This is a genomic window from Brevundimonas sp. FV1ye4L (genome assembly GCF_058681255.1).
The window spans coordinates 569,592-595,880 of record NZ_CM178734.1; the positions used below are offsets into that span (position 1 = coordinate 569,592).

The window sequence follows — 26,289 nt, forward strand, 5'->3', positions numbered from 1 at the left end:
CGCTGAGGTTCGCCACGCGGTGGATCGCGGCTTGAACGTCCTTCAACCTTGCCGGGCCAGGATTGCTTGTGACCGAAATCCCTCAAGACGACAGTGGCGACCAGGCGGCGCTGGCCCGCAAGCAGCGGCTGGGCCGGATCCAGTTCCGGTCCTGGCGGCGGGGCTTCCGCGAGGCCGACATGGTGCTGGGTCCGTTCTCGGACCAGGTGGCGCCGACCCTGACCGACGCGGAACTCGACCAGCTCGAACTGCTGATCGACGAGGAAGACCAGTGGCTTTACGGCTGGATCATCGAGCGTGACCCGACGCCGCCCGAGTTCGAGACGCCGGTGATGGCCAAGGTGCGGGCCTTCATGCGCGAGCATGTGGCGGCTGAGGTCGGCAAGGGCATCGGCTGATGGATCAACAGGTCACTGTGCAGCACCGCACCGACGCCGATCTGGGCGGGGCGCCCGAGGGGCTGGACGCCCTGGTCGTCGCAGAGCGGATCAAGGCGAGCGGCGGGGTCGGCGTCTTTGTAGCGCGCGACTATCAGCGGTCGGGCGGGTTTGTTCAGGCGTTCCGATTCTTCTCGCAAGATATCGAAATTCTTGAATATCCGGCCTGGGACTGCCTGCCCTATGACCGGCTGAGCCCGACGGCGGGCATCGCCGCCCAGCGGATGGCGACCCTGACGCGGCTGGCCCAGCGCAAGCCGGGGGACGCGCCGGTTCTGGTGGTCACGACCGTCGGCGCGGCCATGCAGAGGACGCCGCCCAAGTCGGTGACGACCCAGGCCGGGTTCGAGACCAAGGTGGGCCGCGATCTGGATATCCAGGCGCTGGAGCGATATTTCGCCGCCAACGGCTATGTCCGGGCCTCGACTGTATCTGAGCGGGGCGAGTTCGCCGTGCGGGGCGGGGTGGTCGATGTGTACCCGCCGGGCTTCGAGGAGCCGGTGCGGCTGGACATGTTCGGGTCCGAGCTGGAATCGATCCGCACCTTCGATCCCGAGACCCAGAGATCGACCGGCCAGATGACGGCGGTGTCGCTGGCGCCAGTGTCGGAGGCTCTGCTGGATGCGGACGCGATTTCGCGCTTCCGTACCGGTTATCTGAACCTGTTCGGCGCGCCGGGCGACGACCCGCTGTATGCGACTATCAGCGAGGGCGCGCGGCGTCAGGGCATGGAGCAGTGGCTGCCGCTGTTCTACGAGACGCTGGATTCGCTGTTCGACTATCTGCCGGATCAGGCGCAGATCTTCCTCGACAATCAGGCCGAGAGCGCGCGGGCTGAACGGTGGGACCTGATCGCCGACGCCTATGAGGGGCGGACCGAAGCGGCCAAGACCAAGGGGCATGCGGCAGCCAATCGGGCGCTTCCGCCCCGGTCGCTGTATTTGGACGCCGGCGACTGGAACCAGGCGCTGGCGGGTCGCGCCTTACGGCGGTTTACGCCGTTCTCGGGCGGCGGCGAGGACGCCGGCGGCCGACTGGGCCGGACCTTTGCGGCCGAGCGGGCGCAGGACAGCGTCAACCTGTTCGAGGCGGTGGCGGCCCATGCGGCGGCGCTGAAGGCCGACGGCAAACGGGTGCTGTTCGCCTCGTGGACCGAGGGCTCGTCGGAACGTCTGGCGACCATGCTGGCCGATCACGGCCTGGATCATATCGTCGCCGTGCGCGACTGGGCCGATGTTCAGGCGGCGCCCAAGGACCTGTATCTGCGCGGCGTCCTGCCGGTCGAACATGGCTTTGCGACGGACGAGGTCGCGGTCATCTCCGAGACCGACATCCTGGGCGACCGGTTGGCGCGTCCGCGCAAGAAGCGGCGGGCGTCGAACTTCCTGGCCGAGGCCTCTGCCCTGACGACCGGGGATCTGGTGGTGCACCTGGATCACGGAATCGGGCGGTACGAGGGGCTGAAGACGCTGGAGATCCAGCAGGCCCCACACGACTGCCTGGAACTGTTGTACGCCGGTGAGAGCAAGCTCTATCTGCCGGTTGAAAATATTGACCTTCTGACCCGGTACGGCACGGACGCCGCCGGGGTTCAACTGGACAAGCTGGGCGGCGCCGGCTGGCAGGCGCGCAAGTCCAAGGCCAAGGAACGCCTGCGCGCCATGGCCGAGGGGCTGATCGCGCTCGCCGCCAAGCGGGCGCTGCGCGAGACCGACGCGGTGGTGCCGCCGCCGGGCCTGTTCGCCGAATTCTGCGCCCGCTTCCCCTATGAGGAGACGGACGACCAGCTGAACGCCATCGGCGACGTGCTGGAGGATTTGGGCAAGGGCACGCCGATGGATCGGCTGATCTGCGGCGACGTCGGCTTCGGCAAGACCGAGGTGGCGCTGCGGGCCGCCTTCGTCGTGGCAATGACGGGACAGCAGGTGGCCATTGTGGCGCCGACGACTCTGTTGGCGCGGCAACACTACAAGACCTTCACCGAACGGTTCGCCGGCTGGCCTGTGAAGGTGCGCCAACTGTCGCGGATGGTGGGGGGCAAGGACGCGTCAGAGACGCGGGCGGGGCTGAAGGACGGCTCGGTCGAGATCGTCGTCGGCACCCATGCGGTGCTGTCCGAACAGGTCGGCTTCCGCGACCTGGGCCTGGTGATTGTGGACGAGGAGCAGCATTTCGGCGTCAAGCACAAGGAGAAGCTGAAGTCGCTGCGCGCCGATGTCCACCTGCTGACCCTGACCGCCACGCCGATCCCGCGCACCCTGCAGATGGCGCTGTCGGGTATTCGCGAGATGTCGATCATCGCCACCCCGCCGGTCGATCGCCTGGCGGTGCGGACCTATGTGACGCCGTGGGATCCGGTGCTGGTGCGCGAGGCCCTGCTGCGCGAGAAATATCGCGGGGGCCAGGCCTATTATGTCGCGCCGCGCCTGAAGGACCTGCCGGCCATCGAGAAATTCCTGCGTGAGCAGGTGCCCGAGGTGAAGTTCGTCGTCGGCCACGGCCAGATGTCGGCGACCCAGCTGGAGGAGGTGATGAGCGCCTTCTACGAGGGGGAGTACGACGTGCTGGTCTCGACCACCATCGTCGAGAGCGGGCTGGATATTCCGACGGCCAATACGCTGGTCGTGCACCGCGCCGACATGTTCGGCCTGGCGCAGCTGTACCAGATCCGGGGCCGGGTCGGCCGGTCCAAGGCGCGGGCCTTCGCCTATCTGACCACGGACGCGGTCAAGCCGATGACCCTGTCGGCCGAGCGGCGGTTGCAGGTCTTGCAGTCGCTGGACAATCTAGGCGCCGGCTTCCAGCTGGCCAGCCACGACCTGGACCAGCGCGGCGGCGGCAATCTTCTGGGCGACGAACAGTCGGGCCATATCCGCGAGGTCGGCGTCGAACTGTACCAGCAGATGCTGGAAGACGCGGTCGCCGAGCTGCGCGAGAAGGGCGAGGGGGCCAATGTGGATCGTGGCTGGTCGCCGTCGATCAACGTCGGGGCTTCCGTCCTGATTCCAGAGGAATACGTCCCGGATCTGAACGTTCGTCTGAGCCTGTACCGCCGCCTGTCCGACGCGGAACAGGCCGAGGATCGCGAAGCCCTGGCCGCCGAACTGATCGACCGGTTCGGGCCCCTGCCGGACGAGGCGCAGCAACTGCTGAAGATCGTCGGCATCAAGTCGAACTGCCGCCGCGCCTGTATCGAGAAGATCGACATCGGTCCGCGCGGCGCGGTGCTGACCCTGCGCGACAACAGCTTCCCCAATCCTATTGGATTGGTCGGGCTGATCCAGAAGAACCAGGCCTTCTGGAAGATCCGGCCGGATCAGAAGATCGTGGTGACCGGCGACTGGCCGACGGCGGAGGAGCGGCTGAAGGTGGCGGAGCGGATCACGGCCGATCTGGCGCGGGTGGCGGGGGCGTAGGGCGGATGCGGTGATCGTTTGTTCGATAAGCGGACGTCATGGTGGCGCCTAAAGATCTGCTGACGTCATCTTAGTCGGGCTCCTGTTCTCACCGTGTCGTTCAACGTCTGTGCCCTCGTCCACCTTGGCCCCGCACATGTCGAACTCCACAAATGCATTCACCCGACCTTCGATAGTTGGGATTTCCATGTAAACGGCCCACAGCTCAGGCTTGTCCAAGGTCATGGGCTTATGAACCACATCGCAACACGTCGTTTCATCGATAGCTCGATCAGACATCGCCCTGCCGCTTGCGATCAAATATTTGCCGCTTTCGCGCCTTTGAATCCAGCGTATCGCCGCGTCGAGCGCCTTGTCTTCTGTCATGTGTGGCCCCTTACACAAGGGCACGTAACTGCCGCACGACGATAGCGACCAGCACGACAGGACAGCTCCGCAGACAAGAGGTTTTGGCAGGCGCATGTCGCGATGCTTCACCTATCTTCTCGGCTTCTGCAATGGGTCGAGCGTGGACGGTCGGCCGGGATGAGAAGCAGCGCTAGAGGAAGCGGATCGTCGGCCTCTCGAAGCAAACCACCTCAACACATTCTTGCGCGGTCGCTATCAGGCAAGAGAACGTGGGTTCGGTCTCCGACGGACGCACATGAGTTCGATAGTCGATGACGTAAGGAGCGTTCTCGCTCATGAACACACCGCTGCCCCCGTCCTGCGTGGTGATTAGTGGTTCGCCTTCGAAGGTTTGCAGATAATCAAAGAAGTCGCTCTCAGCGAATGAGCGAAATGCCCTAGGCGGATCGAACTGAACCTCGAAATACGGTTCGCCCCCAACTGCCAGCGTGACGATGAGTGAGCCGACGTCATACCGGATGTGGTGGAGGAAAAAGTCAGGAACTCGATGAGGTGTTTCGGCCATCCCGAACCATCACCTGCCTGCGGCAAGACCGCAACGGGGTCGACCTCGCGCTTCCGGCCGGGCGCCGACTTTGGCTATTGAACTATCCAAGACGCGCAATTTCCGCTTTTGCGGCAGATGCGCCTTGGGGCGCTATGACCAACCCCTACCGCGTCTTGTCGAACAAATCGGCGGAGGCGCGTTCGAGGAGGGCGCCGGCGGATTCGTTCGGGCGCATTTCGGCGGCGCCGACGTCGAATTCGGCGACGAAGGGCGAGCGGTCGGGGCCGGCGTCGAAGGCGGTGCAGCCGATGACCGCGGCGATCCGTTCGGCGGCCAGGCGGGCGGCCTCGCCGCGTGTGGCCGGCAGGGCCAGGGCGAAGACTTCCTTGGCCAGGCGGGCCGGCGTGTCCTCGACCCGCACCAGGCGCGAGACCATGGCGCCGATCTGGGGCAGGGCGCGATCCAGCCAGCCGCCCTGGCGCGCCCAGGTCACGGCCTCGTTCTCGCGCACCCGCAGCACGCACACCGACAGGGGGCGTCGTCGGGCGCGCGAGGCGTCGGCGACCCGCGCAAGGTGGGCGGCGAACAGTTCCGGGGTGAACAGGCCGGTCGTGGCGTCCATGACGTCCAGGCCCCGAACTGAATCCAGCGCCTTGCGGATGGTCAGGTAGCGGCGGTGCGACTTGGCCAGGGCCAGCAGGCGTTCGGCGGTTTCGTCTTCGCGGGTGTCGGCGGTGGCGACGTCGGAGAAGCCCCGGTTGAACAGCTCGTCCAGGCTCATCTCACTGCCGCCGCGGAGATAGAGCATCAGGGGGATGTGATAGAGGCGGGTGTTGCGCTTCATGCCCGAGGCGATGGACAGGGCCGGGGCATGGTCCTTGGCGCCCCACAGGACGGCGGCGTCGAACGGGCTTTCGTGCAGATAGTCGAAGGCGGTGTAGGGAGTGGGGGCGGCGACGACCTCGACCCCGGCTGCCGTCAGGGCGTTGGACAGGGCCAGGAAGCGGCGCTCCGCCACGCCAGCGGCCAGAATGCGCAGGGGCGAATGATCCGGGCCGCCGGGCTGCAGATCCAGGCCGCGGGCGGCGAAGGTGGCGCAGCGGAGATCGAACTCCTCCTCGGCCACGGCCGCGCGGGTCATCTGTTCCAGACGCAGGGCCGCCTGGGCCGGATGGGGCGGGGTGGTGACGGCGAGATCGGCGTCGGCCGCAGAACCGCGCGGCGCGCCGACCACCATGACGGGCAGGCTGCGCGGCTGGGCGGCGGCGCGCAGTCGCGCGACGGCGTCGTCCTGATACGAATCGAAATCGATCACGGCGGCGTCCAGCGGGAAGTCTTGCAGCGTCGCCTCGGCCGCAGCCAGGTCGCGCGCAGTGACGGTCGTCCAGCCGAGGGCGTCCAGCCCGGCCGCGAGCGGCCCGATCCGGCCGTCCTGTGCCGCCAGGATCAATACACGCGCGTCGAAAGCCAAGTTGGTCGTCTCCCCCTGGACGTTGGAACGTCCATAGCCCGTAAAGGCGGGCGGACCATAGCGAAGCGCCCCTTAACGAAGCAATGTCTTGGCGCGTCTGGAGCGGGGATAGACGGGTGTTTCGGAGTGGGATTTTCCTCAGCGAAGGAATGCTCTAGGTTAAGCCGCCTGTTCAACGGCTGTGAGAACCGGCTTGAGTGACCACCTGACCCGCACGGTTCTGAAGGCGCCCGGATTCTGGGGCGGGTTGGCGGTGCGCGCCTTTACCCGCAGTTGGGGGCGCGACGTGATGCTGTACACCGGCGGGGTGTCGTTCTTCGCCCTGCTGGCCGTGTTTCCCGCCATCGCCATCCTGATCGGCTTCTACAAGCTGGGTTTGTCGATCAGCGAGGTCAGTGCTCAGGCGGCGGCTCTGTCGGACCTGTTGCCCAAGGCGGCGCAGACCATTTTCCAGGATGAGATCACGCGGCTGACCAATGCGTCGGCCCGCACGGTGTCGGCCCAAAGCGCCTTCGCCCTGGTCGTCGGCGCCTATGCGGCGCACAGGGGATTCAAGGCCTTGTTGGCGGGTCTGAACCTGATCCACGATGAGACCGAGCCGCACGGCTTCTTCAAGTTCAACCTGCTGGCCTTCTTCGTCGCTGTCTTCGCCTTCGCCCTGTTCACGATCGTGTCCGGCGCCGTGGTGACGGCGCGGATCCTGGCCCATACGGCCTCATCGGCGGCGGAACCGTTTGGGGGCGGACTGATGCCGTTGGACGCCTTCCTGCCGGCGTTGGGCCTCGTGGTGGGGCTGACGCTGCTCTACCGCTACGCCATGAGCCACAGTTCTCGCGTCGCCTGGCTGCCGGCGATCACGGGCGGCCTGGTGGCGACGCTGATGTCGGTGATTTCGTCCTGGCTGTGCGCCATCTATGTGGAGCAGATTGCGCCGCTGGGGGCCACCTATGGGTCGGTCGGCGCGGTGGTGGTGCTGCTGATCTGGCTGTCGTGGAACATCAACGCCATCTTCTACGGCGGCGCCTTCGCCACCGAGATGGAGATCGCGGCCGAGGCCGAGGCGAAGGACAAGATCACGCCGCCGAGCGCCCCGGCCGATGTGGTCGACCTGTCCGAGCGTCGCGCCAGCCGCCGGTCTCGGCCTTAGGATCGGCGTTCAGCCGGTCTGCACCGTGAGGCGAATCACGCCTTCGGTTTCCTGAATGTCGAGCAGGCTGCCGTTCTTCTGGGTCATCAGATAGGGCACGTCGATCCGCGCCATCGGGTCTGTGGCCAGAAGGACGAAGACCGTACCGGCCGGGGTGCCCTCCATGGCCTTCATCAATCTGAGGCTGGGCGTCGGGCAGAGATGTCCGCGCGCATCGACGAGGTGTGGGTCGGTCACGAGGCGAGCCGGTCCGCCAGCATCTCCAGGGCCATGCGGACGGCGGCCATGCGGATGGCGTCGCGGCCGATGTCGCCGAAGTTTTCCTGGCGATGGATCAGGCCGTCCGGACCCTGGGCGGCGAAATGGACCAGACCGACCGGCTTTTCGGCCGATCCTCCGCCGGGGCCGGCGATGCCGGTGACGGCGACGCTGACGGCGGCGCGCGAATGGGCGACGGCGCCCTGGGCCATGGCGCGGGCCGTAGGTTCGGAGACGGCGCCATGGGCGATCAGCGTCGCCTCGGGCACGTCCAGCATCTGTTGCTTGGCCTCATTGCTGTAGGTGACGAAGCCACGGTCCAGCGCGGCGGACGAGCCGGGAACGGCGGTCAGGGCGGCGGCGACCAGGCCGCCGGTGCAGCTTTCGGCCGTCGCCAGCATCAGGCCGCGCGCGGTCGAGGTTGCGACGATCTGTTGCGCCAGGCGCTGAATGTCTTGCGGGAACATGGCCTTTTCATAGGCCGCGAGTCCCGCTCTAACCAGAGCCATGAGCGATGTGGTCCAGGCCCAAGTCCCGATCCGTGACGGCGCCCCGCAGGCGACCGCGCTCCTGTTCGCCGTCGCCGTCTTCACCTCGGCCTGTCTGGTCTTCGTGGTCCAGCCGATGGCGACCAAACTGATTCTGCCGACCCTGGGCGGATCGCCGTCGGTGTGGAATGCGGCCATGGTCTTCTTCCAGACCGCGCTGCTGGCCGGATACCTCTATGCGCACCTGTTGCAGAGGATCGGATCGATGCGTCTTCAGGCGGCGGTGCATCTGGGCCTGCTGCTGATCGCGGCCCTGTTCCTGCCGTTGCGGATCAGCGGGCTGCTGGGGGATCCCGATCCGTCGGCGCCGACGGTCTGGTTGCTGGCGACCTTGGCGGTGTCGATCGGCGTTCCCTTCGCAGTTCTGTCGGCGACGGCGCCGCTGTTGCAGGCCTGGTATGCCCGGGTCACGGCCATGGCTGGAGGTGGCGCCGGGACGGCGGGGGCCAGTAATCCCTATGTGCTTTACGCCGCCTCGAACCTGGGAAGTTTCCTGGCCCTGCTGGCCTATCCGGTCCTGATCGAGCCCCTGGTCAGCTTGTCGGGGCAGAGGTGGGGGTGGAGCCTGGGTTATGGGCTGTTCGTGGTCATGATCGCGGGTCTAGGCGTCTTCGCCTGGCTGCGGCGCGAGGCGGTGGCGACGGAACCGGCGCGGCTGGAGGCCGGCCCCCGCATCGCCTGGCGCGAGAAGGGGCTGCTGGTTCTGCTTGCGGCGGCGCCGTCCAGCCTGATGCTGGGGGTGACGGCGCATCTGTCGACGGACGTGGCCTCGGCGCCCTTTCTCTGGGTCATCCCTCTGGCGCTGTATCTGCTGACCTTCGTCATCGCCTTCCAGGCGCGGCCGGTCATTCCGATCTACCTGACCCTGGCGATCCAGGCGGGGGTGTTGGCGGCCTGTGCGGCCCTGGCGGCGTTCCGGACGACCGAGTGGCTGTTCGTCTTCGGGGTCAATCTGACGGCCTTCTTCTTCAGCGCCCTGATGTGCCACCAGCTGATGGCCGAGCGGCGGCCGGCGCCGGGGCGGCTGACGGAGTTTTATCTGCTGTTGTCGCTGGGCGGGGTTCTGGGCGGGGTGTTCAACGCCCTGATCGCGCCGGTCGTGTTCAACATGGTGTGGGAATATCCGCTGGTGCTGGTCGCGGTGGGCCTGCTGCGGCCGTGGTCAGGACGCGAGGTGCGGACCTGGGAGATCATAGCCTGCGTCGTCGGCGTGCTGATCGCCCTGTCCGGGCCGTTGGGCCTGGCGCTGGTGCGGTATGCGCCGGACATCCGCGCCAATGTGCCGGATGCAGAGCTGGTGCGGATCGCCCAGGCGGTGCTGGGGATCGCGGCCCTGTTCGCCTTCCTGCTGCGCGATCGGGCGGTCATGTTCACCGTGGTGATCGGGGCCATGATCTGGTCCGGCTATCATGTGGCGCGGGGCTATGACTGGACGCTGACGGAGCGCAGCTTCTTCGGCGTCATGCGGGTGGCCAGCACCCATATCGAGGGTCTGGACGGGCCGGTTCATGTGCTGATGCACGGCACCACCCTGCACGGCGCCCAGGCGCAGTCGGAGCGGTATCGCTGTCTGCCGACCCTCTATTACGCCACGACTACGCCCATCGGACAGGCGGGCATGATCGCTCATGAACGCCACCCCGACGGCGCGGTGATCGGGGTGGTGGGGCAGGGCGCGGGGGCCATGGCCGCCTATAAGCGATCCCAGGATCGGATGAGCTTCTTCGAGATCGATCCGATGGTGGACCGGCTGTCGCGCGATCCGCACTGGTTCAGCTTCATCAACGGCTGCGCCCAGGGACCGGTGCGGACGGTGCTGGGCGACGCCCGTCTGACGATGGAACAGGAGGCGCCGGGCAGCTATGATCTGCTGATCATCGACGCCTTCTCCTCGGACGCCGTGCCGACCCATCTGCTGACGGTGGAGGCGATCGCCGGCTATCTGCGCCTGCTGAAGCCGGACGGAGTGGTGGTGTTGCACCTGTCGAACCGGAACCTAGAGATCACCCTGCCGGCAGAGGCGGCCGCCGCCACCCTGAATGCGCCGGCCCTGCACCAGATCTATAGGGAACGGCCCGAGGCGGTGCAGATGTCCGAATCCTCGACCGAGGCCCTGGTCATCGGCAAGTCGGAGGCGGCCATGGCGCCCTATCGGGCAGACCCGCGCTGGCGCAGGCTGGAGACGACCGAGGTGCGGCCTTGGACTGACGACTATGTCAATCTGTTCGGGTCGCTGGTTCGCCAGATCCAGTACTCGGCGCGCTAGGGGTCAGGCCGGGACAGGGATCTCGACCGTGGCCACGGCCTGGGCCGCCAGGCCTTCGCCCCGGCCCGTGAAGCCCAGGCCCTCGGTCGTGGTGGCCTTGACGCTGACGGCGTCGAGCGGAAGCGACAGCAGGCCGGCGATCCGTTCGCGCATGGCCTGACGGTGCGGCTTCACCTTGGGGCGTTCGCAGATCAGGGTCACGTCAACATTGACGATGCGGCCGTTGCGGGCGGCGACAAGCTCTGCGGCGTGAAGCAGGAAGAGGTCGGAGGAAGCGCCCTTCCATTTCGGATCGGTGGGGGGGAAGTGGTCGCCGATGTCGCCCTGGGCGATCGCGCCCAGAAGGGCGTCGGTCAGGGCGTGAAGGCCGGCGTCAGCGTCGGAATGGCCGATCAAGGTCTGGTCGTGCGGCACCTCGATCCCGCACAGCCAGACCGACCCGCCGGGGCCCCAGCGGTGAACGTCATAGCCCGAGCCGATGCGGGTCTGATAGCGGGTCGCTTGCGACAACAGGGCCTCGGCCATGGCGAAATCCTCGGGATAGGTCAGTTTCATCAGGCGCGGATCGCCCGCGACGAGGGCGACGCGTCCGCCGTGGCGTTCGACCACGACGGCTTCGTCCGTCGGGGTGTCGGAACCGGTCCAGGCGGCGTAGGCGGCCTCGATGGTCTTGCGACGGAAAGCTTGGGGCGTCTGGGCCCGCCAAAGGCCGTCGCGCTCGACCACCCCCGCCATCAAGCCCTCGGCGCCGCGACGGAGGCTGTCGGCGACCGGCAGGACGGGCAGGACGCCGTCGGCGTCCGACAGGGCCGCGATCAGGCGGTCGATAACGGCGTGCTCCAGCAAGGGGCGGGCGGCGTCGTGGATCAGGACGGGCTGGTCGTAGGGGCAGTTCAGTGCGGCCAGGCCGGCGCGGACCGACTGGGCGCGGACGTCGCCGCCCACGACCGCGCGCCAGTTGGACAGGCCGGCCAGGGCCTCGGCCACGCGCGGTTCGGCGCCGGGGGCGATCACGACGATCAGTTCATCAGCGCCCGCGTTCAGCAGGGCCTCGGCCGACCAGCGCAGGACGGGTTTGCCTCCCAGGGTGCGCCATTGCTTGTCGCCGCCGGCGCGCGAGCCTGAACCGGCCGCGACGATAATGCCCGAGAAAGTCATGACGGCCTTCTAAAGCGCGCCGTCGGCGGGCGAAACCATCAAACCGCCGCGGTGGTGCTTGACGAAGCGGCCTCGGATGCTGCGAAAGGCGGAGATGGCCAAGACCTTACAGATCGGCGACGTGACCGTGCCCGGCCAGGTGCTGATGGCGCCCATGACCGGCGTCACCGACCTGCCGTTCCGCGTGCTGGCGTCCAAACTGGGCGCGGCATATGTGGCGACCGAGATGGTGGCGGCCAAGGAGCTGGCGCGCGAACGACCCGACGTGGTGCGTCGTGCGGCTGTCGGCGCCGGCTTGCCGCTGACGGTGATCCAGCTGGTCGGGCGCGATCCGGGCCAGATGGCCGAGGGGGCGCGGATGGCCGAGAAGGCGGGCGCGGACATCGTCGATCTGAACTTCGGCTGTCCGGCCAAGGAGGTCACGGGCTCGGCCGCCGGCTCGGCCCTGATGCGGACGCCGGACCTGGCTTGCCGGATCATGGAGGCGGCGGTGCAGGCGACCGGCCGGCCCGTGACGGTCAAAATGCGGCTGGGCTGGGACGACGACAGCCGAAACGCCGCCGAACTGGCGAAGCGGGCTGAGGCGATCGGGGTCAAGGCGGTGACGGTGCACGGCCGCACCCGCCAGCAGTTCTATACCGGGCGAGCGGACTGGGACGCGGTGGCGGACGTCAAGGCAGCCGTCGCCATTCCCGTGATCGTCAACGGCGACATACTGACGGCGGATGACGCGCGGGAGGCCCTGGCGCAGTCGGGCGCGGACGGTCTGATGCTGGGGCGCGGCGTCTATGGACGGCCCTGGTTGGCGGCGCATCTGGAGCGGGCGCTGATCGACGGGGTGTCGCTGGAAGAACCCGGGCCGGAGGCGCGGTTGGCCATCGTCGTCGAACACCTGCGGGCCTCGGCGGACTTCTACGGTCTGCCGCTGGGGTTGAAGATGTTCCGCAAGCACCTGGGTTGGTACATCGAACAGGCGCCCTGGCCGGCCGATCCGCAACACCGCAGGGACGCCAAGGCAAGAATTTGCCGCTTGGATGAGCCGATGGCCGTCGAGGTGGCGATGGCCGAGCTTTGGCGGCGGAATTTACCGGAGAAGGGTAAGTCTGTTGTTGAAAATGCGCCACAGTTGATCGACACTGCTGTGGCATGACGGATACGCCCTCAGACGTGGCCTCTAAAACCGACCGGGTGTCGGACGATGAGTCATTCTGGGGACGGTTCGACGTTGAAAGATCGCGAGCCGGGTTCGGTTTCGCTTATTTCATAGCCGTCGTGATCACCGCAGCGGCCGTTTGGTTGGTGGCGGTGGCGCCAGGCGCGGCTTCGGGCGCGGCGCGCGGTTCGAGCAGCCAATTGGTGCTGTTCGTGCTGCTCGCCAATCTGGTGCTGATCTCGGGCCTCGCCTTTATCGTCGGTCGTCGGGTTCTGACCCTGGCGCGTAGCACGGGCGAGGCGGGGGCGAGGCTGCACCTGCGGTTTGTCGCCTTGTTCTCCATGGTGGCCGTGATTCCGGCCGTGCTGATCGCGCTGGTTTTCGGGGTGCTGGTGACACGCGGCGTGGACCAATGGTTCAGCCAGAATGTCCAGGCTTCGGTCGAGAACGGCGCGGTGGTGGGGCGCGCCTATGTGCAGGACGTCGCCTCGGCTGTGGATGCTGACCTTGTGACGATCTCCGAACAGCTGAGCAGCGCGAAAGGTCTGTTCGGCAACCGGATCCAGTTCAACGACGCCCTGGCCCAGGTCGGTGAAATTTTCGGCTATCCGGGGATCTATATTCTGAACGGGCAAGGTGAAGTCTTGGCGCGCGCGGAACGCCCGGATGCACCGCCCTATCTGGCCCCCCCGCTCACCTATCTGGAAGACGCCGCCCAGGGTGGGAAGCCGCCGACGGACGTGACGCAACATCCCGATACGGTGCGGTCCTTGATTGCCTTGCCGGCCTATGGCGACGCCTATCTCTACCTGGTGCGACCGCTTCAGGACGGTCTGATCGCCCGGATGAACGCGTCCGACCGGTCAATCCAGGCCTATCGCGAGGCCAGCGAAAGCCGGTCGCGGATTCAGTCGGCCTTCATTCTTAGCTATCTGGAAACGGCCCTGCTGGTTCTCGTCGGCGCGGTCTGGCTGGGCATGTCGGCCGCCAGCAGTATTTCAGCGCCCATAGGACGTCTGGTGAAGGCGGCGGATCAGGTGGCGGGCGGCGATTTCAGCGCGCGGGTGGACAGCGATGGAGCGCCGGCCGAGATCGCAACCCTTTCTGACGCCTTCAATCGGATGACGGGCGACCTGCAGGCCCAGCAGACGGCGCTGAAGGCCGCAAGCGACGAGGCGCAGGATCGAAGCCGGTTCATCGAGACCGTCCTGTCCGGGGTCAGCGCCGGCGTCATTGGCCTGGATCGACGTGGTCGGGTCTCGGCCATCAACGACAGCGCTCTTCAACTGCTGCACATCGAAGATGAGGCGGTGCTGGGTCACGAGCTGGCGGCCCTGTCGCCGGAGTTGAGCGATCTGGTGGGGCGGGTCGAGGCGCATATCGAAGAGGATATCGACATCAGCCGGGGCGGCGAGACCTTCCGGTTGCGCGTCAGGATCGAGGGTGGTCAGGGCGGCGAGATGGTCCTGACCTTTGACGACATCACCCGGCTGGTGACCGCTCAACGTAACGCCGCCTGGCGCGATGTGGCCCGGCGGATCGCGCACGAGATCAAGAACCCGCTGACGCCGATCCAGCTGTCAGCCGAGCGGTTGAAGCGGAAATATCGGGACAAGGTGGACGACGTCGAGATCTTCGATCGCTGCACCGACACCATCATCCGCCAGGTCGGCGACATCGGCCGGATGGTGGACGAGTTCTCGTCCTTCGCCCGCATGCCGGCGCCGCGCTTCGGCGCGGCCAATCCGGCGGAGATGTTGCGCGAAGCCGTGTTCGCCCAGAGGGTCGCGGCCGCCGATATCGTGGTCGAGATGCACGAGCCCCTGCCCAAGGCGACGCTACGATGCGACGCCCGGATGGTAGGGCAGGCCCTGATCAATATCCTGAAGAACGCCGGCGAGTCTGTGGCCGCGCATCGTTTGGCGGACGGCGAGGCCGCCGCGTCAGACGCGGCGGGGATCATCGCCTCGCTGATTGTCGAGAACGGCGTGGCGACCTTCATGGTCGAGGACGACGGGATCGGCCTGCCGGCCAAGGATCGCGATCGTCTGACCGAACCCTATGTCACCACGCGCGAGAAGGGCACGGGCCTGGGCCTGGCTATCGTCAAACGCATCTGCGAGGACCACGGCGGCGAGCTGAAGCTGGCCGACGCTGAGACCCTGCGCGGCGCGCGTGTGTGCCTGATCTTCCCCCTGAAACCCAACGGCAAGACCGGCGACGTGACGGAGCGCAAGCTCCAGACCGTCGTCGCCGAATAAGCGAGGCAAGATGCGACCTACCGGTTCCGACATTCTGGTCGTCGACGACGAGGCGGACATCCGCGATCTGGTTTCGGGCCTGCTCGAGGACGAGGGGCACGCCGTGCGCGTGGCCGCCAACTCCGACGAGGCCCTGGCTGCGATCCGCGCGAGGAAGCCGTCGCTGGCGATCCTCGACATCTGGATGCAGGGCGGCGGTCTGGACGGGCTGGAGCTGCTGGAGGTGGTCAAGGAGATCGACCCCGACCTGCCGGTGGTGATGATCTCGGGCCACGGCAATATCGAGACGGCGGTGACCGCGCTGAAGCGCGGCGCCTATGACTTCATCGAAAAGCCGTTCAAGTCGGACCGGCTGGTGGTGGTGGTCGAACGGGCCATCGAGGCGGCGACGCTGAAGCGCGAGAACCGGCGGCTTCGGGCGCAGACGATGACGCCATCCGGCCTGATCGGCCGGTCGCAGGCGGCCCAGGCCCTGCGCGGCACTATCGCCAAGGTGGCCCAGGCCAACAGCCGGGTGCTGATCGCCGGGCCGGCGGGGTCCGGCAAGGAGCTGGTCGCGCGCCAGATCCACGAGGCCAGTCCGCGCGCCCGGGCCGAGTTCGTGGCCATTTCGGCGGCCGGGATGACGCCGGAGCGGCTGGATGTCGAACTGTTCGGCGAAGAGGGGCAGGACGGCCGCCCGCGCAAGATCGGCGTGTTCGAACGGGCCCATAACGGCACGCTTTATCTGGACGAGATCAGCGACATGCCGCGCGAGAGCCAGAGCCGCATTCTGCGCGTTCTGGTCGATCAGCGGTTCCGTCGCGTCGGCGGTGAGCAGGATGTGCAGGTCGATGTTCGCGTGGTCACCTCCACGTCCCGTGACCTGAAGGCCGAGATCGCTGAGGGGCGGTTCCGCGAGGATCTGTTTCACCGGCTGAACGTGGTGCCGATCCGCGTGCCGGCCTTGTCGGAACGGCGCGAGGATATCGCCGAACTGGTCGAATATTTCGTGGAGACCATCAGCGCGTCCCAAGGCCTGCCGCGGCGTCTCGTCGGCGATGATGCGGTGGCGGTGCTGCAGGTCCATCCTTGGCCGGGTAATATCCGCCAGCTGCGCAACAATATTGAGCGGCTGCTGATCCTGGCGACCGGCGATCCCAACGAGCCGATCACCGCTGACATGCTGCCGCAGGAGGTGGCGACGTCGAACGGGGGCGCGTCCACGATGGGCGCCGAACGCACCATCGCCCTGCCGCTGCGCGAGGCGCGCGAAGTGTTCGAGCGGGACTATCTGGCGGCCCAGATCATGCGGTTCGGCGGCAATATCTCGCGGACGGCGTCCTTCATCGGCATGGAGCGGTCGGCGCTGCACCGCAAATTGAAGTCGCTGGGCGTGTCGCCGGCCCGCGGCGGCGAAGAGGAAGATCCGGCCTGATGTCCCGCGTCGCCTATGTCAACGGAACCTATAGCCCGCATGGCCAGGCCGTGGTCCATATCGAGGATCGGGGCTTTCAGTTCGCCGATGGAGTCTATGAGGTCTGGTCCGTGTTCGACGGTCGGCTGGCGGACTTCGACGGTCATATGACCCGTCTGCACCGCAGCCTGAACGAGCTGCGCATCGACATCCCCATGTCGGTGGCGTCCCTGACGCGAGTGCTGCGCGAGACCGTCCGTCGCAACCGGGTGAAGAACGGCATCGTCTATCTGCAGGTCACGCGCGGCACGGCGCGCCGGGATCACCCGTTCCCCACGCCGGGAACGCCGCCTAGCGTCATCGTCACCGCCAAGTCGATTTCGTCGGCGCGGGGAGAGGCGCAGGCGCAAAAGGGGGTCGCTGTCCTGACCCAGCCCGACATCCGTTGGGGACGATGCGACATCAAGACGGTCGGGCTTTTGCCAAATATTCTGGCCAAACAGGCGGCGCGCGAGGCCGGCGCCTATGAGGCCTGGTTCGTGGACGACATGGGCCTAGTCACCGAGGGCTCTTCCACCAACGCGTGGATCGTGGATGAGCACGGCAAGCTGCGGACCCGCGACACCCAGGCCAACATCCTGAAGGGCTGCACCCGCACCACCCTGATGGCGCTGATTAAGGAACACGGGGTCGAACTGGACGAGCGTCCATTCAGCGTCGAAGAGGCCAAGCGGGCGCGTGAAGCCTTCTTCACCGCCGCCGGCGCCTTCGTCACCCCGGCGATCTCGATTGACGGAACCAAGATTGGCGACGGCAAACCGGGGCCCATCACGCTGAAGCTGCGCCAGCTCTATCTTGATCAGGCGCGCCGAGACGCCATTTAGGGCGTTGCCGGAGCATGGAGGGGGCGGTTAAGGTCGCCCCCGGTCGCTATCGGCCCCGACGCCGCTCCCATGGCGACGAACAACCAAGAACAGGAAAAACCTGCCATGTCGCAAGACAAACGTCAGAACCTTCAGGACACCTTCCTCAACTCGGTCCGCAAGACCAAGACGCCGCTGACCATCTTCCTGGTGAACGGGGTCAAGCTGCAGGGAATCGTGACCTGGTTCGACAACTTCTGTGTGCTGCTGCGCCGTGATGGCCAGTCCCAGCTGGTGTACAAGCACGCCATCTCCACCATCATGCCGTCCGCGCCCGTGCAACTGTACGAGCCCGACGCCGAAGAAGACTGATTGACCCAAAAACTGATCGACCACGCCGTCCCGCTGATCCGGGCGGTCGTCATCCATCCCGACCGACGCTCAGACAGCCCTCGGCTGGCAAGCGAGCGCCTTGAGGAAGCCGTGGGCCTTGCCCGCGCGCTGGACCTTGACGTGCGCGCTGAAGAGATCGTGCGACTGCGAGGGACCACGCCTGCCACTCTGTTCGGAAGCGGCAAGGTCGAGGAACTGGCCGCCCTGGTCCGCGCGGCTGATGCTGAGGCGGTCATCATCGATGACGCCCTGACGCCGGTGCAGCAACGCAATCTGGAGAAGGCGTGGGAGGTGAAGGTCATCGACCGCACCGGCCTAATCCTGGAAATCTTCGGACGCCGCGCGCGGACCAAGGAAGGCCGGCTGCAGGTCGAGTTGGCGCGGCTTGACTATGAGCGGTCGCGCCTGGTGCGGACCTGGACCCACCTTGAGCGGCAACGCGGGGGCACCGGCTCGACCGGCGGCCCCGGCGAAACCCAGATCGAGCTGGACCGGCGCCTGATCGCCGACCGGATCGTGCGGCTGAAGGCCGAGCTGGAAGAGGTGCGCCGCACGCGCGGCCTGCACCGCAAGCAGCGCCAGAAGGTCCCGTTCCCGACCATCGCCCTGGTCGGTTATACCAACGCCGGCAAGTCGACCCTGTTCAACCGGCTGACCGGATCAGAGGTCTTCGCCAAGGACCTGTTGTTCGCCACCCTGGACACGACGCAGCGGACCATCCGCCTGCCGCAGGGTCGGCCGGCCATTGTCGCGGACACCGTCGGCTTCATCTCCGACCTGCCCCACGAACTGGTCGAGAGTTTCCGCGCCACCCTGGAAGAGGTGGGCGAGGCCGATCTGATCCTGCACGTCCGCGACATCGCCTCGGCCGACAGCGACGCCCAGGCCAAGGACGTCGAAACGGTGCTGAAACAGATCGAGACGCCCGAGGGCAAGACCCGCCGGGTGCTGGAGGTCTGGAACAAGATCGACCTGCTGGACGACGAGGCCCGCGAGGCCGTTCTGGGCCAGGCCGAACGTCTGGCCAAGGAAGGCGAGGCCGTCGCCGTCTCGGCCTGGACGGGCGAGGGGATCGAGCCTCTGCGCCAGATCATCGCCGGCCTGATCGACGATGATCCGGAGACGCAGTTGCGGCTGGAGCCCGAGCAAGGCGAGGCCCTGGCCTGGTTGTACGAGCACGGACGAGTGACGTCGCGCGACACTGACGCAGAAGGCCGCACCCATGTCACAGTGAGGCTTCATCCTGCGGCGCTGGGGCGATTCGAGCGTCTCTATCCTGACCTGGCCGACTGACCCATGCATCTGATCGAGACCGTGCTGCTGCTGCTTCTGGCCGTCGTGGTGTCGGGATCGGTCGCACGGATCACACGCATCGCCCTACCGCTGGTTCAGATCGGCCTGGGTGCCGCCATCGTCCTGGTCACAGGGACGACGGTGGATCTGGAGCCGGACATCTTCTTCCTGCTGTTCCTGCCGCCCCTGCTGTTTCTGGACGGGTGGCGGATCCCCAAGGAGGCCCTGTTCCGCGACCGGGCGGTGATCCTGGAGCTGGCCCTGGGGCTGGTGCTGTTCACCGTGGTCGGCCTAGGCTTCCTGATCTGGTGGATGATCCCCGAGATGCCGCTGCCGGTGGCCTTCGCCCTGGCCGCCATCCTGTCGCCGACCGATCCGATCGCGGTCAAGGCCATCGCCGCGCGCGCGCCGATTCCGAAGCGGCTGATGCATATTCTCGAGGGCGAATCGCTGCTGAACGACGCCACGGGCCTGACCTGCATGCGGATCGCGGTGGCGGCGGCGACTACGGGCGCCTTCTCGGTCGGCAGCGCCTTGGGGACCTTCGCCTGGTTGGCGCTGGTCGGGGTGGCGGTCGGGGTGCTGGTGACCATGGCCATCAGCTCGGCCAAGGCTTTCGTCAGTCGCCGTTGGGGCGAGGACGTCGGGGCGCAGATTCTGATCAGCTTGCTGATCCCGTTCGCGGCCTATCTGGTCGCCGAGGAATTGCACGCTTCAGGCATTCTGGCGGCCGTGGCGGCGGGCGTGACCATGAGTTTCACGGAACGGGGCGGCGGGATCGGCGGTCAGTCCCTGGCCATGACTCGCATCCGACGCGGCGTGGTGTGGGACACGGTTCAGTTCGTCGCCAACGGCATAATTTTCGTCATCCTGGGCGAACAGATGCCGTCGATCATGGCGCGTGCGGCGGAGGTGGTGCGGGGAACCAGCCGACCGGAAGTCTGGTGGCTGGCCGTCTATGTCTTCGCCATTGTCGCCGCCCTGGCCGCCCTGCGGTTCGTCTGGGTGTGGACCTCGCTGAAATTGACCCTGTTCCGGCGCCGCCATCGCGGCCCGCCCGCCAAGGTGGGGCTGCGGCTGACGATGGTGATGTCGCTGGCCGGGGTGCGCGGGGCCATTACCCTGGCGGGTATTCTGACCCTGCCGTTCGTCCTAGCGGACGGATCGCCGATGCCGTCGCGAAACCTGGCGATTTTCCTGGCGGCGGGGGTGATCATCGTGTCCCTGCTGGTCGCCACCTTCGCCTTGCCGCGTCTGATGAAGGACGTCGAACTGCCGCCGGAGCCGTCGCAGGAACGCGAGGCGGATCGCGGTCGCGTCGCCGCCGCGTCCGCCGCTCTGCGCGCCGTCGAGGATGTGTCCCACGCCATGGCCGAGGGCAAGACCAACCCCGACCTCTATTCCGATATCGCCAGCCGGATCATGGAGGTCTATCGCCGACGCATCGAGACCCATACCCGCACCGACGAGGACGACGCGGTTCTGGCCCGCAAGATCGACGATGTGGAGCGTCGGCTGTGGCTGGCGGGGCTGGCGGCGGAACGTGACGAACTGGCGCGGATGGCGCGGTCGCGGCAGCTGGATGAAGTCACCGCGCGGCGAATGATCCGTGAGGTCGATCTGCAGGAGTTGCGGTACCTCTGACCCTCGCTTTCGAGGCGTCAGATCTAATGCAGTTTCAGGCGGCCCGAGACGCGGCGGTGCAGCAGGCGGGACAGGGCCAGCAAGGCGGTGCGGCGCACGCCCAGAATGGCGCGGTGATGGTCCAGGTGCAGGGCCATATAGGCCCATTTGGCGATCAGGCCCTCGATCAGGAAGTTCGGACCGCCGAGGTTGCCCATCAACGAGCCGACGCCACGATCGCCGCCTAGCGACACCAGCGAGCCCTTATCTTGATAGACATAAGGTCCGTGATCGCACGACGGGTCGGACAGGGCCTTGGATAGATAGGCGGCTTGCTGGGCGGCGGCCTGGGCGCGGGCGGGGACCGGGCGGCCATCGGGCCCCGGCGCCTCGGCGCAGTCGCCCATGGCGTAGACCCCCGGCGCAGAGGCGCGCAGATGGTCGTCCACCACGAACTGGTTGATGCGGCCGGTGGCCAGGCCCAGGTCGCGGTTCGTGTCGGCCGCTTTGACCCCGGCGGCCCAGACGATCAGGTCGGCCGGAACCGGGCCCCTGGAGGTGTCCAGCCGGTCGGCTTGAACGGCGTCGACCTTGGCGTCGGTCAGCAAACGCACGCCCTTGGCTTCCAAGGCGTGAGCCGCCTTAGTCGAAACGGTTTCGGGAAGGCCGCCCAGGATGCGCGGCGCCGCCTCGACGATGGTGACGTTGAGATCGAATTTCTGGTCCGGCGCCAGGCCGGCCGACAGCTCGTCGTGACCCTCGATCAGTTCGGTGGACAGTTCGACGCCGGTCGCGCCGGCGCCGACGATGGCGATGTTCAGCGTCCGCTCATCGGAATAGGCGGAGGCGAGGAAGGCGGCGGTCAGGCGCTTGTTGAAGGCTTCGGCATCGGCGACGTCTTCCAGCAAGTGGGCGTGTTCGGCTGCGCCGGGCGTGTTGAACAGGTTCGATCCGCTGCCGATCGCCAGCACCAGGGTGTTGAACGTCAGGGTCCGGGGCTTGACCAGGATCACGCCGTCCTGATCCCGGATTTCGCCCAAGGTCAGGGTTTTGTTGCTCGGATCGAGACCGGTCAAATCGCCAAAGGCGAAGCTGAAATGATTGCGGCGGGCCAGGACCGGATAGGACAGACCTTCCTGATGGCTGTCCAACGACCCGGCCGCGACCTCATGCAGGCTGGGCTTCCACAGATGGAAGATCGAACGGTCGATCAGCAGGACGCGCCGACGGCCCTCGCGCGGGCCGAACTTCCTGCCCAGGCGGGCGGCGAGCTCAAGCCCGCCGGCGCCGCCGCCGATGATGACGATGTCATGCTTCATACGGGACTCCAATGCGAGACCCGAAGATGGGTTCAGGCCGGCTTTTCTTCCAGGCGCTTGTCCAGGTAGGCGCCGACGCGGCGTTCGACGGCGCTCATATGGTCCTGCCAGAAGTGGCTCGCGCCCTCTTCCAGTTCGTAGTCGATGATGATGCCCTTCTGGGTGCGCAGCTTGTTGACCACGCGCTCGACCTCGACCGGCGGCACGATGGTGTCGGCCGTACCGTGCAGGAACAGGCCCGAGGCCGGGCAGGGGGCCAGGAAGCTGAAATCATACATGTTCGACGGCGGCGAGACCGAGATAAAGCCGTCCGTTTCCGGCCGTCTCATCAAGAGTTGCATGCCGATATAGGCCCCGAATTGGTAACCGCCGACCCAGGTCTGGCTGGCGCCGGGGTTGTTCGACTGAAGCCAATCTAGGGCGGTGGCCGCGTCGGCCAGTTCGCCGATGCCGGAATCGAACTCGCCCTGCGACTTGCCGACGCCGCGCGAATTATAGCGCAGGGTGGCGAAGCCGCGTTGCTGGAAAAGCTGGTGCAGGGTGACCGTGACCGGGTTGTTCATATGCCCGCCCGCTTTGGGATGCGGGTGCAGAATCAATGCGATCGGGGCGTTCGGGCGCTTGCCCGGGGAATAGCGGCCTTCGATGCGACCGGAGGCGCCGGGCAGGATGACTTCAGGCATAGGGGCTCTGGAATCCGTTCAACTGTCATTTCGCGTGTGCGTAATACTTGACCGCTGAGGTGGGACTTTCTAAGTCCCTCCGCAAGCGAGCCGCCTTTGCGAAGGCGCGGGTTCTAGCACAAGAGCCCCGAAAAGCCCGCAATTTTTGAGGCTGGAATATGCGTCTGTCGACCAAGGGACGATACGCCGTAATGGCGATGGCCGATCTGGCGAAGAACGGACGCGGCGAGAGCGGTGAAATCCGGGCGGTTTCGCTGGCTGAAATCGCTGCGCGGCAGGAAATTTCGCTCAGCTATCTGGAGCAGTTGTTCGCCCGACTGCGCAAGAGCGGCCTGGTGAAGAGCGTGCGCGGACCGGGCGGCGGCTATCGCCTGGCCAAGGGCGCGCAGGAGACGGTGGTGGCCGAGATCGTGCTGGCGGTGGATGAACCGATCCGGGCGACGCGCTGCGTGGCCCACGGATCGCCCAAGGGCTGTATGCTGGCCGGCGAGCGCTGCATCACCCATGAACTCTGGGAAGACCTGGGCGACGAGATCCATCGCTATCTGGCCGGGGTGTCGCTGGAAGACGTGGTGATGAACCGCACGGGTCAGCGTCGCCGCAACGTCGAACCGCCGCAGGCTGTGGGGGTGGCGGCATGAGCGCGATCTACCTGGACTACAACGCCTCGGGCCTGGTGCGGCCCGAGGTGCTGGAGATTATGACGCGGGCCCTGGCCGACAACGGCAACCCGTCGGCGGTCCACGCGGCCGGACGGCGGGCGCGGGCGCGGGTCGAGACGGCGCGGGCTCAGGTGGGCGAATTGGTCGGCGCCGATCCGACGGCTGTGGTGTTCAACAGCGGCGGCACCGAAGCCAACGCCCAGGCCATCGCCAGCGCCCTGGCGGCCGGGTGCGAGCGGCTGATCGTCTCCGCCACCGAACATCCGTGCGTGGCCGAGGCGGCGGCGAATGCGGGCGCGCCTGTCGAGGTGCTGCCGGTCGATGTCAACGGCGTGGTGGATCTGGCCTGGCTGGCGGAGGCCCTGACGCGTCCGGGGCGGGCTTTGGTCGCCGTCCATCATGCGAACAACGAGAGCGGCGTGATCCAGCCGGTGGTCGAAGCCGCAGCTTTGGTGCGTGCAGCAGGGGGCTGGCTGCACGTCGATGCGATCCAGTCGGCGGGCAAGATCCCGGTCGATATGCGGGTTCTGGACGCGGACAGTCTGACCCTGTCGGCGCACAAGCTGGGCGGGCCGCAGGGCGTCGGGGCCTTGATCCTCAAGGAAGGCGTGTCGGGTGTTCGCATCCTGCACGGGGCGGGGCAGGAGCGGGGCCTGCGCGCCGGGACCGAGAATGTTCCGGGCATCGCCGGTTTCGGCGTGGCCGCTGACTGCGCCGCGCGGGATCTGGAGACGATGGCTTCGCATGTCGGATGGCGCGATTCCGCCGAGGCCAAGGTCGAGGCCGCCGGGGCGACCGTGATTGGCGGAGGTGTTCCGCGCCTGCCCAACACCCTGTTCATGGCGGTCGAGGGCTGGGACAGTCCTCAACAGTTGATCACGCTCGATCTGGCCGGCGTCATGGTGTCGGCGGGCTCGGCCTGTTCGTCCGGCAAGGTCAAGCCGTCCAAGACCATCAGCGCCATGGGATTGAACGCTCTGGCGACCGGGGGCGTGCGCGTTTCCGGCGGCTGGGGCACGACCGAGAGCGACTGGGTGCGGTTCGCCGACGCCTGGATCGCCGCCTACGACAAGCACAAGACACGCGCCGCAGAGCGCGTGAGAGAGGTCGCCTGATGGCCGCCGTCAAGGAAACCATCGACGCCGTCGCCGCGCTGGAGAAATACGCGCACGGCTTTACGTCTGACATCGAGCAGGAGTTCGCGCCGCGCGGCCTGAACGCCGACATCGTGCGCTTCATCTCCGAGAAGAAGGGCGAGCCGGAATGGATGCTGGAATGGCGTCTGGCCGCCTATGAACGCTGGCTGGCGATGGAGGAGCCGACCTGGGCGGCGGTGAAGTATGAGCCGGTCGATTACCAGTCGCTGTTCTACTATGCCGCGCCCAAGCAGAAGGAAGGGCCGAAGTCTCTGGACGAGGTCGATCCCGAGATCCTGGAAATCTACAAGAAGCTGGGCATCCCGCTGAAGGAGCAGGAAGTGCTGGCGGGGGTGCAGGGCGCGCCGCGCGTGGCGGTGGACGCCGTGTTCGACAGCGTCTCGGTGGTCACGACCTTCAAGGAGGAACTGGCCAAGGTCGGCGTGATCTTCATGCCGATTTCCGAGGCCTTGCGCGAATATCCTGAGCTGGTGCGGCAATATCTGGGGTCGGTGGTGCCGGTCTCGGACAACTATTTCGCGGCCCTGAACAGCGCGGTCTTTTCGGACGGGTCCTTCGTCTACATTCCGCCGGGCGTGCGCTGCCCGATGGAGCTGTCGACTTATTTCCGCATCAATGCGAGCCAGACGGGCCAGTTCGAACGCACCCTGATCATCGCCGACAAGGGCAGCTACGTCTCGTACCTTGAGGGCTGCACCGCGCCGATGCGCGACGAGAACCAGCTGCACGCGGCCGTGGTCGAGATCGTGGCCCTGGACGACGCCGAGGTGAAATATTCGACGGTCCAGAACTGGTACCCCGGCGACGCCGAGGGCAAGGGCGGCATCTACAACTTCGTCACAAAGCGGGCGGATTGTCGGGGTGATCGGTCCAAGGTGTCCTGGACCCAGGTCGAGACCGGTTCGGCGGTGACCTGGAAATACCCGTCCTGCATCCTGAAGGGCGACGACAGCTCAGGCGAGTTCTATTCCATCGCCATCACCAACGGACATCAGCAGGCGGACACCGGCACCAAGATGATCCACCTGGGCAAGAACACCAAGTCGCGGATCATCGCCAAGGCGGTCTCGGCGGGGAAGTCGGACTCGACCTATCGCGGTCTGGTTTCGGTGCATCCGAAGGCGACGGGCGTGCGCAACTTCACCCAGTGCGATTCCTTGCTGATCGGCAAGGAGTGCGGCTCGCACACCATCCCCTATATCGAGGCCCGCAACGGCTCGGCCCAGCTGGAGCATGAGGCGACGACGACGCGTCTGAGCGACGACCAGTTGTTCTACGCCCAGCAGCGCGGGCTTTCGCAGGAAGAGGCGGTGGCCCTGCTGGTCAACGGCTTCGTCCGTGATGTGATGCAGAAGTTGCCGATGGAGTTCGCCGTCGAGGCGCAGAAGCTGGTAGCGATCAGTCTGGAAGGGAGCGTGGGGTGAGTTTAGCCCTACCGGCATTGGGAGTTGCACAACGCCGCTTCGCAGCGACGATCATTCTCGCTTTGCTGGCGTGTGCTGCTCAGGTTCTTAGGTTCGAATATAAGCTGATCGGCTCTGAAAGCATCCACGCAGCAGTGATTGTTGTTCTCGCAGGAGTCTGGCTTTTCGCCCTCACGCTCACATTTCGTGCTGATTGGCGCTGGGGTCTTGTTGCGATTCTGAGTGCTCCTTTAGCCCTCCTATTTTTCGTCTGGATGGGCCTGATTGTTTACGCCTGCGCTGTGAACGGTGCTTGCTTATGAGTTCAAATAAAATGCTGTCCATCTCCAACCTCCACGTCTCCGTCGGTGAAAAGCCGATCCTCAAGGGCCTGACGCTCGAAGTGCCGGCGGGCGAGGCGCACGCCATCATGGGGCTGGGTCGTGGTATCATCGAGAAATCTGGTCTGATCCGATTGTCGAGGACA

23 protein-coding genes and 1 pseudogene are annotated in these 26,289 nt (G+C 66.5%); 16 read left to right on the forward strand and 8 right to left on the reverse strand.

All coding sequences use genetic code 11. The features are described from left to right. The first annotated feature begins 68 nt into the window (after positions 1-68). Together ACW17X_RS02735 and mfd are read left to right on the forward strand one after the other, a co-directional pair. Positions 69-398, forward strand: coding sequence for an FAD assembly factor SdhE (locus tag ACW17X_RS02735; RefSeq protein WP_346496910.1), 330 nt, complete (start codon positions 69-71; stop codon positions 396-398). Next, positions 398-3,853: a transcription-repair coupling factor gene (mfd, locus tag ACW17X_RS02740; protein WP_492099547.1), complete on the forward strand. Its 3,456-nt coding sequence runs from the start codon at positions 398-400 to the stop codon at positions 3,851-3,853. The genes ACW17X_RS02735 and mfd overlap by 1 nt, the downstream gene beginning before the upstream one ends. 48 nt (positions 3,854-3,901) lie before the next feature. Here mfd and ACW17X_RS02745 read toward each other — a convergent pair whose 3' ends face one another. The 3 genes from ACW17X_RS02745 to ACW17X_RS02755 form a co-directional block, all read right to left on the reverse strand. After that, on the reverse strand, positions 3,902-4,219 hold the full coding sequence (locus ACW17X_RS02745) for a hypothetical protein (RefSeq protein WP_492099548.1): 318 nt from the start codon (positions 4,217-4,219) through the stop codon (positions 3,902-3,904). Between the two features lie 172 nt (positions 4,220-4,391). Then, positions 4,392-4,766 (reverse strand): hypothetical protein, encoded by a 375-nt coding sequence (locus ACW17X_RS02750; protein WP_492099549.1) that lies wholly within the window; start codon positions 4,764-4,766, stop codon positions 4,392-4,394. Between the two features lie 145 nt (positions 4,767-4,911). Further along, complete coding sequence (locus ACW17X_RS02755) at positions 4,912-6,219, reverse strand: diguanylate cyclase domain-containing protein (protein ID WP_492099550.1); 1,308 nt, start codon at positions 6,217-6,219, stop codon at positions 4,912-4,914. A 193-nt stretch (positions 6,220-6,412) separates the two neighbouring features. On the opposite strand from ACW17X_RS02755, the gene ACW17X_RS02760 reads away from it, so the two are divergent. Beyond that, on the forward strand, positions 6,413-7,366 hold the full coding sequence (locus ACW17X_RS02760) for a YihY/virulence factor BrkB family protein (protein ID WP_492099551.1): 954 nt from the start codon (positions 6,413-6,415) through the stop codon (positions 7,364-7,366). A 9-nt stretch (positions 7,367-7,375) separates the two neighbouring features. Here the strand turns inward: ACW17X_RS02760 and ACW17X_RS02765 are convergent, their stop codons facing one another. Together ACW17X_RS02765 and ACW17X_RS02770 are read right to left on the reverse strand one after the other, a co-directional pair. Next, positions 7,376-7,603: a sulfurtransferase TusA family protein gene (locus tag ACW17X_RS02765; RefSeq protein ID WP_492099552.1), complete on the reverse strand. Its 228-nt coding sequence runs from the start codon at positions 7,601-7,603 to the stop codon at positions 7,376-7,378. Then, a complete protein-coding gene (locus ACW17X_RS02770; protein ID WP_492099553.1) occupies positions 7,600-8,091 on the reverse strand; it encodes a CinA family protein in 492 nt (163 codons plus the stop codon). Before ACW17X_RS02770 ends, ACW17X_RS02765 begins: the two co-directional genes overlap by 4 nt. Positions 8,092-8,131: 40 nt before the next feature. Between ACW17X_RS02770 and ACW17X_RS02775 the strand changes: the two genes are divergently transcribed. Further along, entirely contained in the window at positions 8,132-10,438 is a 2,307-nt protein-coding gene (locus ACW17X_RS02775) for a spermidine synthase (RefSeq protein ID WP_492099554.1), read from the forward strand. Positions 10,439-10,441: 3 nt separating this feature from the next. Here ACW17X_RS02775 and ACW17X_RS02780 read toward each other — a convergent pair whose 3' ends face one another. Then, the gene (locus tag ACW17X_RS02780; RefSeq protein WP_492099555.1) at positions 10,442-11,596 is read right to left on the reverse strand and encodes a bifunctional 2-C-methyl-D-erythritol 4-phosphate cytidylyltransferase/2-C-methyl-D-erythritol 2,4-cyclodiphosphate synthase; all 1,155 of its coding nucleotides are present in this window, start codon (positions 11,594-11,596) and stop codon (positions 10,442-10,444) included. A 94-nt stretch (positions 11,597-11,690) separates the two neighbouring features. Here ACW17X_RS02780 and dusB point away from each other — a divergent pair, with 94 nt between their 5' ends. From dusB to ACW17X_RS02815, 7 genes are all read left to right on the forward strand, one after another. Then, entirely contained in the window at positions 11,691-12,746 is a 1,056-nt protein-coding gene (gene dusB, locus ACW17X_RS02785; protein ID WP_492099556.1) for a tRNA dihydrouridine synthase DusB, read from the forward strand. Next, on the forward strand, positions 12,743-15,010 hold the full coding sequence (locus ACW17X_RS02790) for a sensor histidine kinase NtrY-like (protein ID WP_492099557.1): 2,268 nt from the start codon (positions 12,743-12,745) through the stop codon (positions 15,008-15,010). Before dusB ends, ACW17X_RS02790 begins: the two co-directional genes overlap by 4 nt. Before the next feature lie 10 nt (positions 15,011-15,020). Beyond that, on the forward strand, positions 15,021-16,427 hold the full coding sequence (gene ntrX, locus ACW17X_RS02795; protein WP_492087031.1) for a nitrogen assimilation response regulator NtrX: 1,407 nt from the start codon (positions 15,021-15,023) through the stop codon (positions 16,425-16,427). Next, a complete protein-coding gene (locus ACW17X_RS02800) occupies positions 16,427-17,290 on the forward strand; it encodes a D-amino-acid transaminase (RefSeq protein ID WP_492099558.1) in 864 nt (287 codons plus the stop codon). Before ntrX ends, ACW17X_RS02800 begins: the two co-directional genes overlap by 1 nt. A gap of 105 nt (positions 17,291-17,395) precedes the next feature. After that, a complete protein-coding gene (gene hfq, locus ACW17X_RS02805; protein ID WP_003164861.1) occupies positions 17,396-17,641 on the forward strand; it encodes an RNA chaperone Hfq in 246 nt (81 codons plus the stop codon). Continuing rightward, a complete protein-coding gene (hflX, locus tag ACW17X_RS02810; protein ID WP_492099559.1) occupies positions 17,642-18,955 on the forward strand; it encodes a GTPase HflX in 1,314 nt (437 codons plus the stop codon). 3 nt (positions 18,956-18,958) lie between these two features. Continuing rightward, on the forward strand, positions 18,959-20,599 hold the full coding sequence (locus tag ACW17X_RS02815) for a Na+/H+ antiporter (RefSeq protein ID WP_492099560.1): 1,641 nt from the start codon (positions 18,959-18,961) through the stop codon (positions 20,597-20,599). Between the two features lie 23 nt (positions 20,600-20,622). Here the strand turns inward: ACW17X_RS02815 and ACW17X_RS02820 are convergent, their stop codons facing one another. Both ACW17X_RS02820 and ACW17X_RS02825 read right to left on the reverse strand, forming a co-directional pair. Then, a complete protein-coding gene (locus ACW17X_RS02820; RefSeq protein ID WP_492099561.1) occupies positions 20,623-21,897 on the reverse strand; it encodes an NAD(P)/FAD-dependent oxidoreductase in 1,275 nt (424 codons plus the stop codon). Positions 21,898-21,929: 32 nt separating this feature from the next. Continuing rightward, positions 21,930-22,580, reverse strand: a complete 651-nt coding sequence (locus tag ACW17X_RS02825; RefSeq protein ID WP_492099562.1) for an alpha/beta hydrolase — start codon at positions 22,578-22,580, stop codon at positions 21,930-21,932. 158 nt (positions 22,581-22,738) lie between these two features. Here ACW17X_RS02825 and ACW17X_RS02830 point away from each other — a divergent pair, with 158 nt between their 5' ends. The 5 genes and pseudogenes from ACW17X_RS02830 to sufC form a co-directional block, all read left to right on the forward strand. Further along, positions 22,739-23,221 carry an Rrf2 family transcriptional regulator gene (locus ACW17X_RS02830; protein WP_271166253.1) on the forward strand — a complete coding sequence of 161 codons (483 nt, stop codon included), beginning with the start codon at positions 22,739-22,741 and terminating at the stop codon, positions 23,219-23,221. Further along, on the forward strand, positions 23,218-24,357 hold the full coding sequence (locus ACW17X_RS02835; RefSeq protein WP_492099563.1) for a cysteine desulfurase family protein: 1,140 nt from the start codon (positions 23,218-23,220) through the stop codon (positions 24,355-24,357). The genes ACW17X_RS02830 and ACW17X_RS02835 overlap by 4 nt, the downstream gene beginning before the upstream one ends. Beyond that, a complete protein-coding gene (sufB, locus tag ACW17X_RS02840) occupies positions 24,357-25,823 on the forward strand; it encodes a Fe-S cluster assembly protein SufB (protein ID WP_267513402.1) in 1,467 nt (488 codons plus the stop codon). The genes ACW17X_RS02835 and sufB overlap by 1 nt, the downstream gene beginning before the upstream one ends. Continuing rightward, the gene (locus ACW17X_RS02845) at positions 25,820-26,125 is read left to right on the forward strand and encodes a hypothetical protein (RefSeq protein WP_492099564.1); all 306 of its coding nucleotides are present in this window, start codon (positions 25,820-25,822) and stop codon (positions 26,123-26,125) included. The genes sufB and ACW17X_RS02845 overlap by 4 nt, the downstream gene beginning before the upstream one ends. A gap of 11 nt (positions 26,126-26,136) precedes the next feature. Continuing rightward, positions 26,137-26,238, forward strand: a pseudogene (gene sufC / locus ACW17X_RS02850) (Fe-S cluster assembly ATPase SufC); the annotation flags it as partial. Positions 26,239-26,289 lie beyond the last annotated feature (51 nt).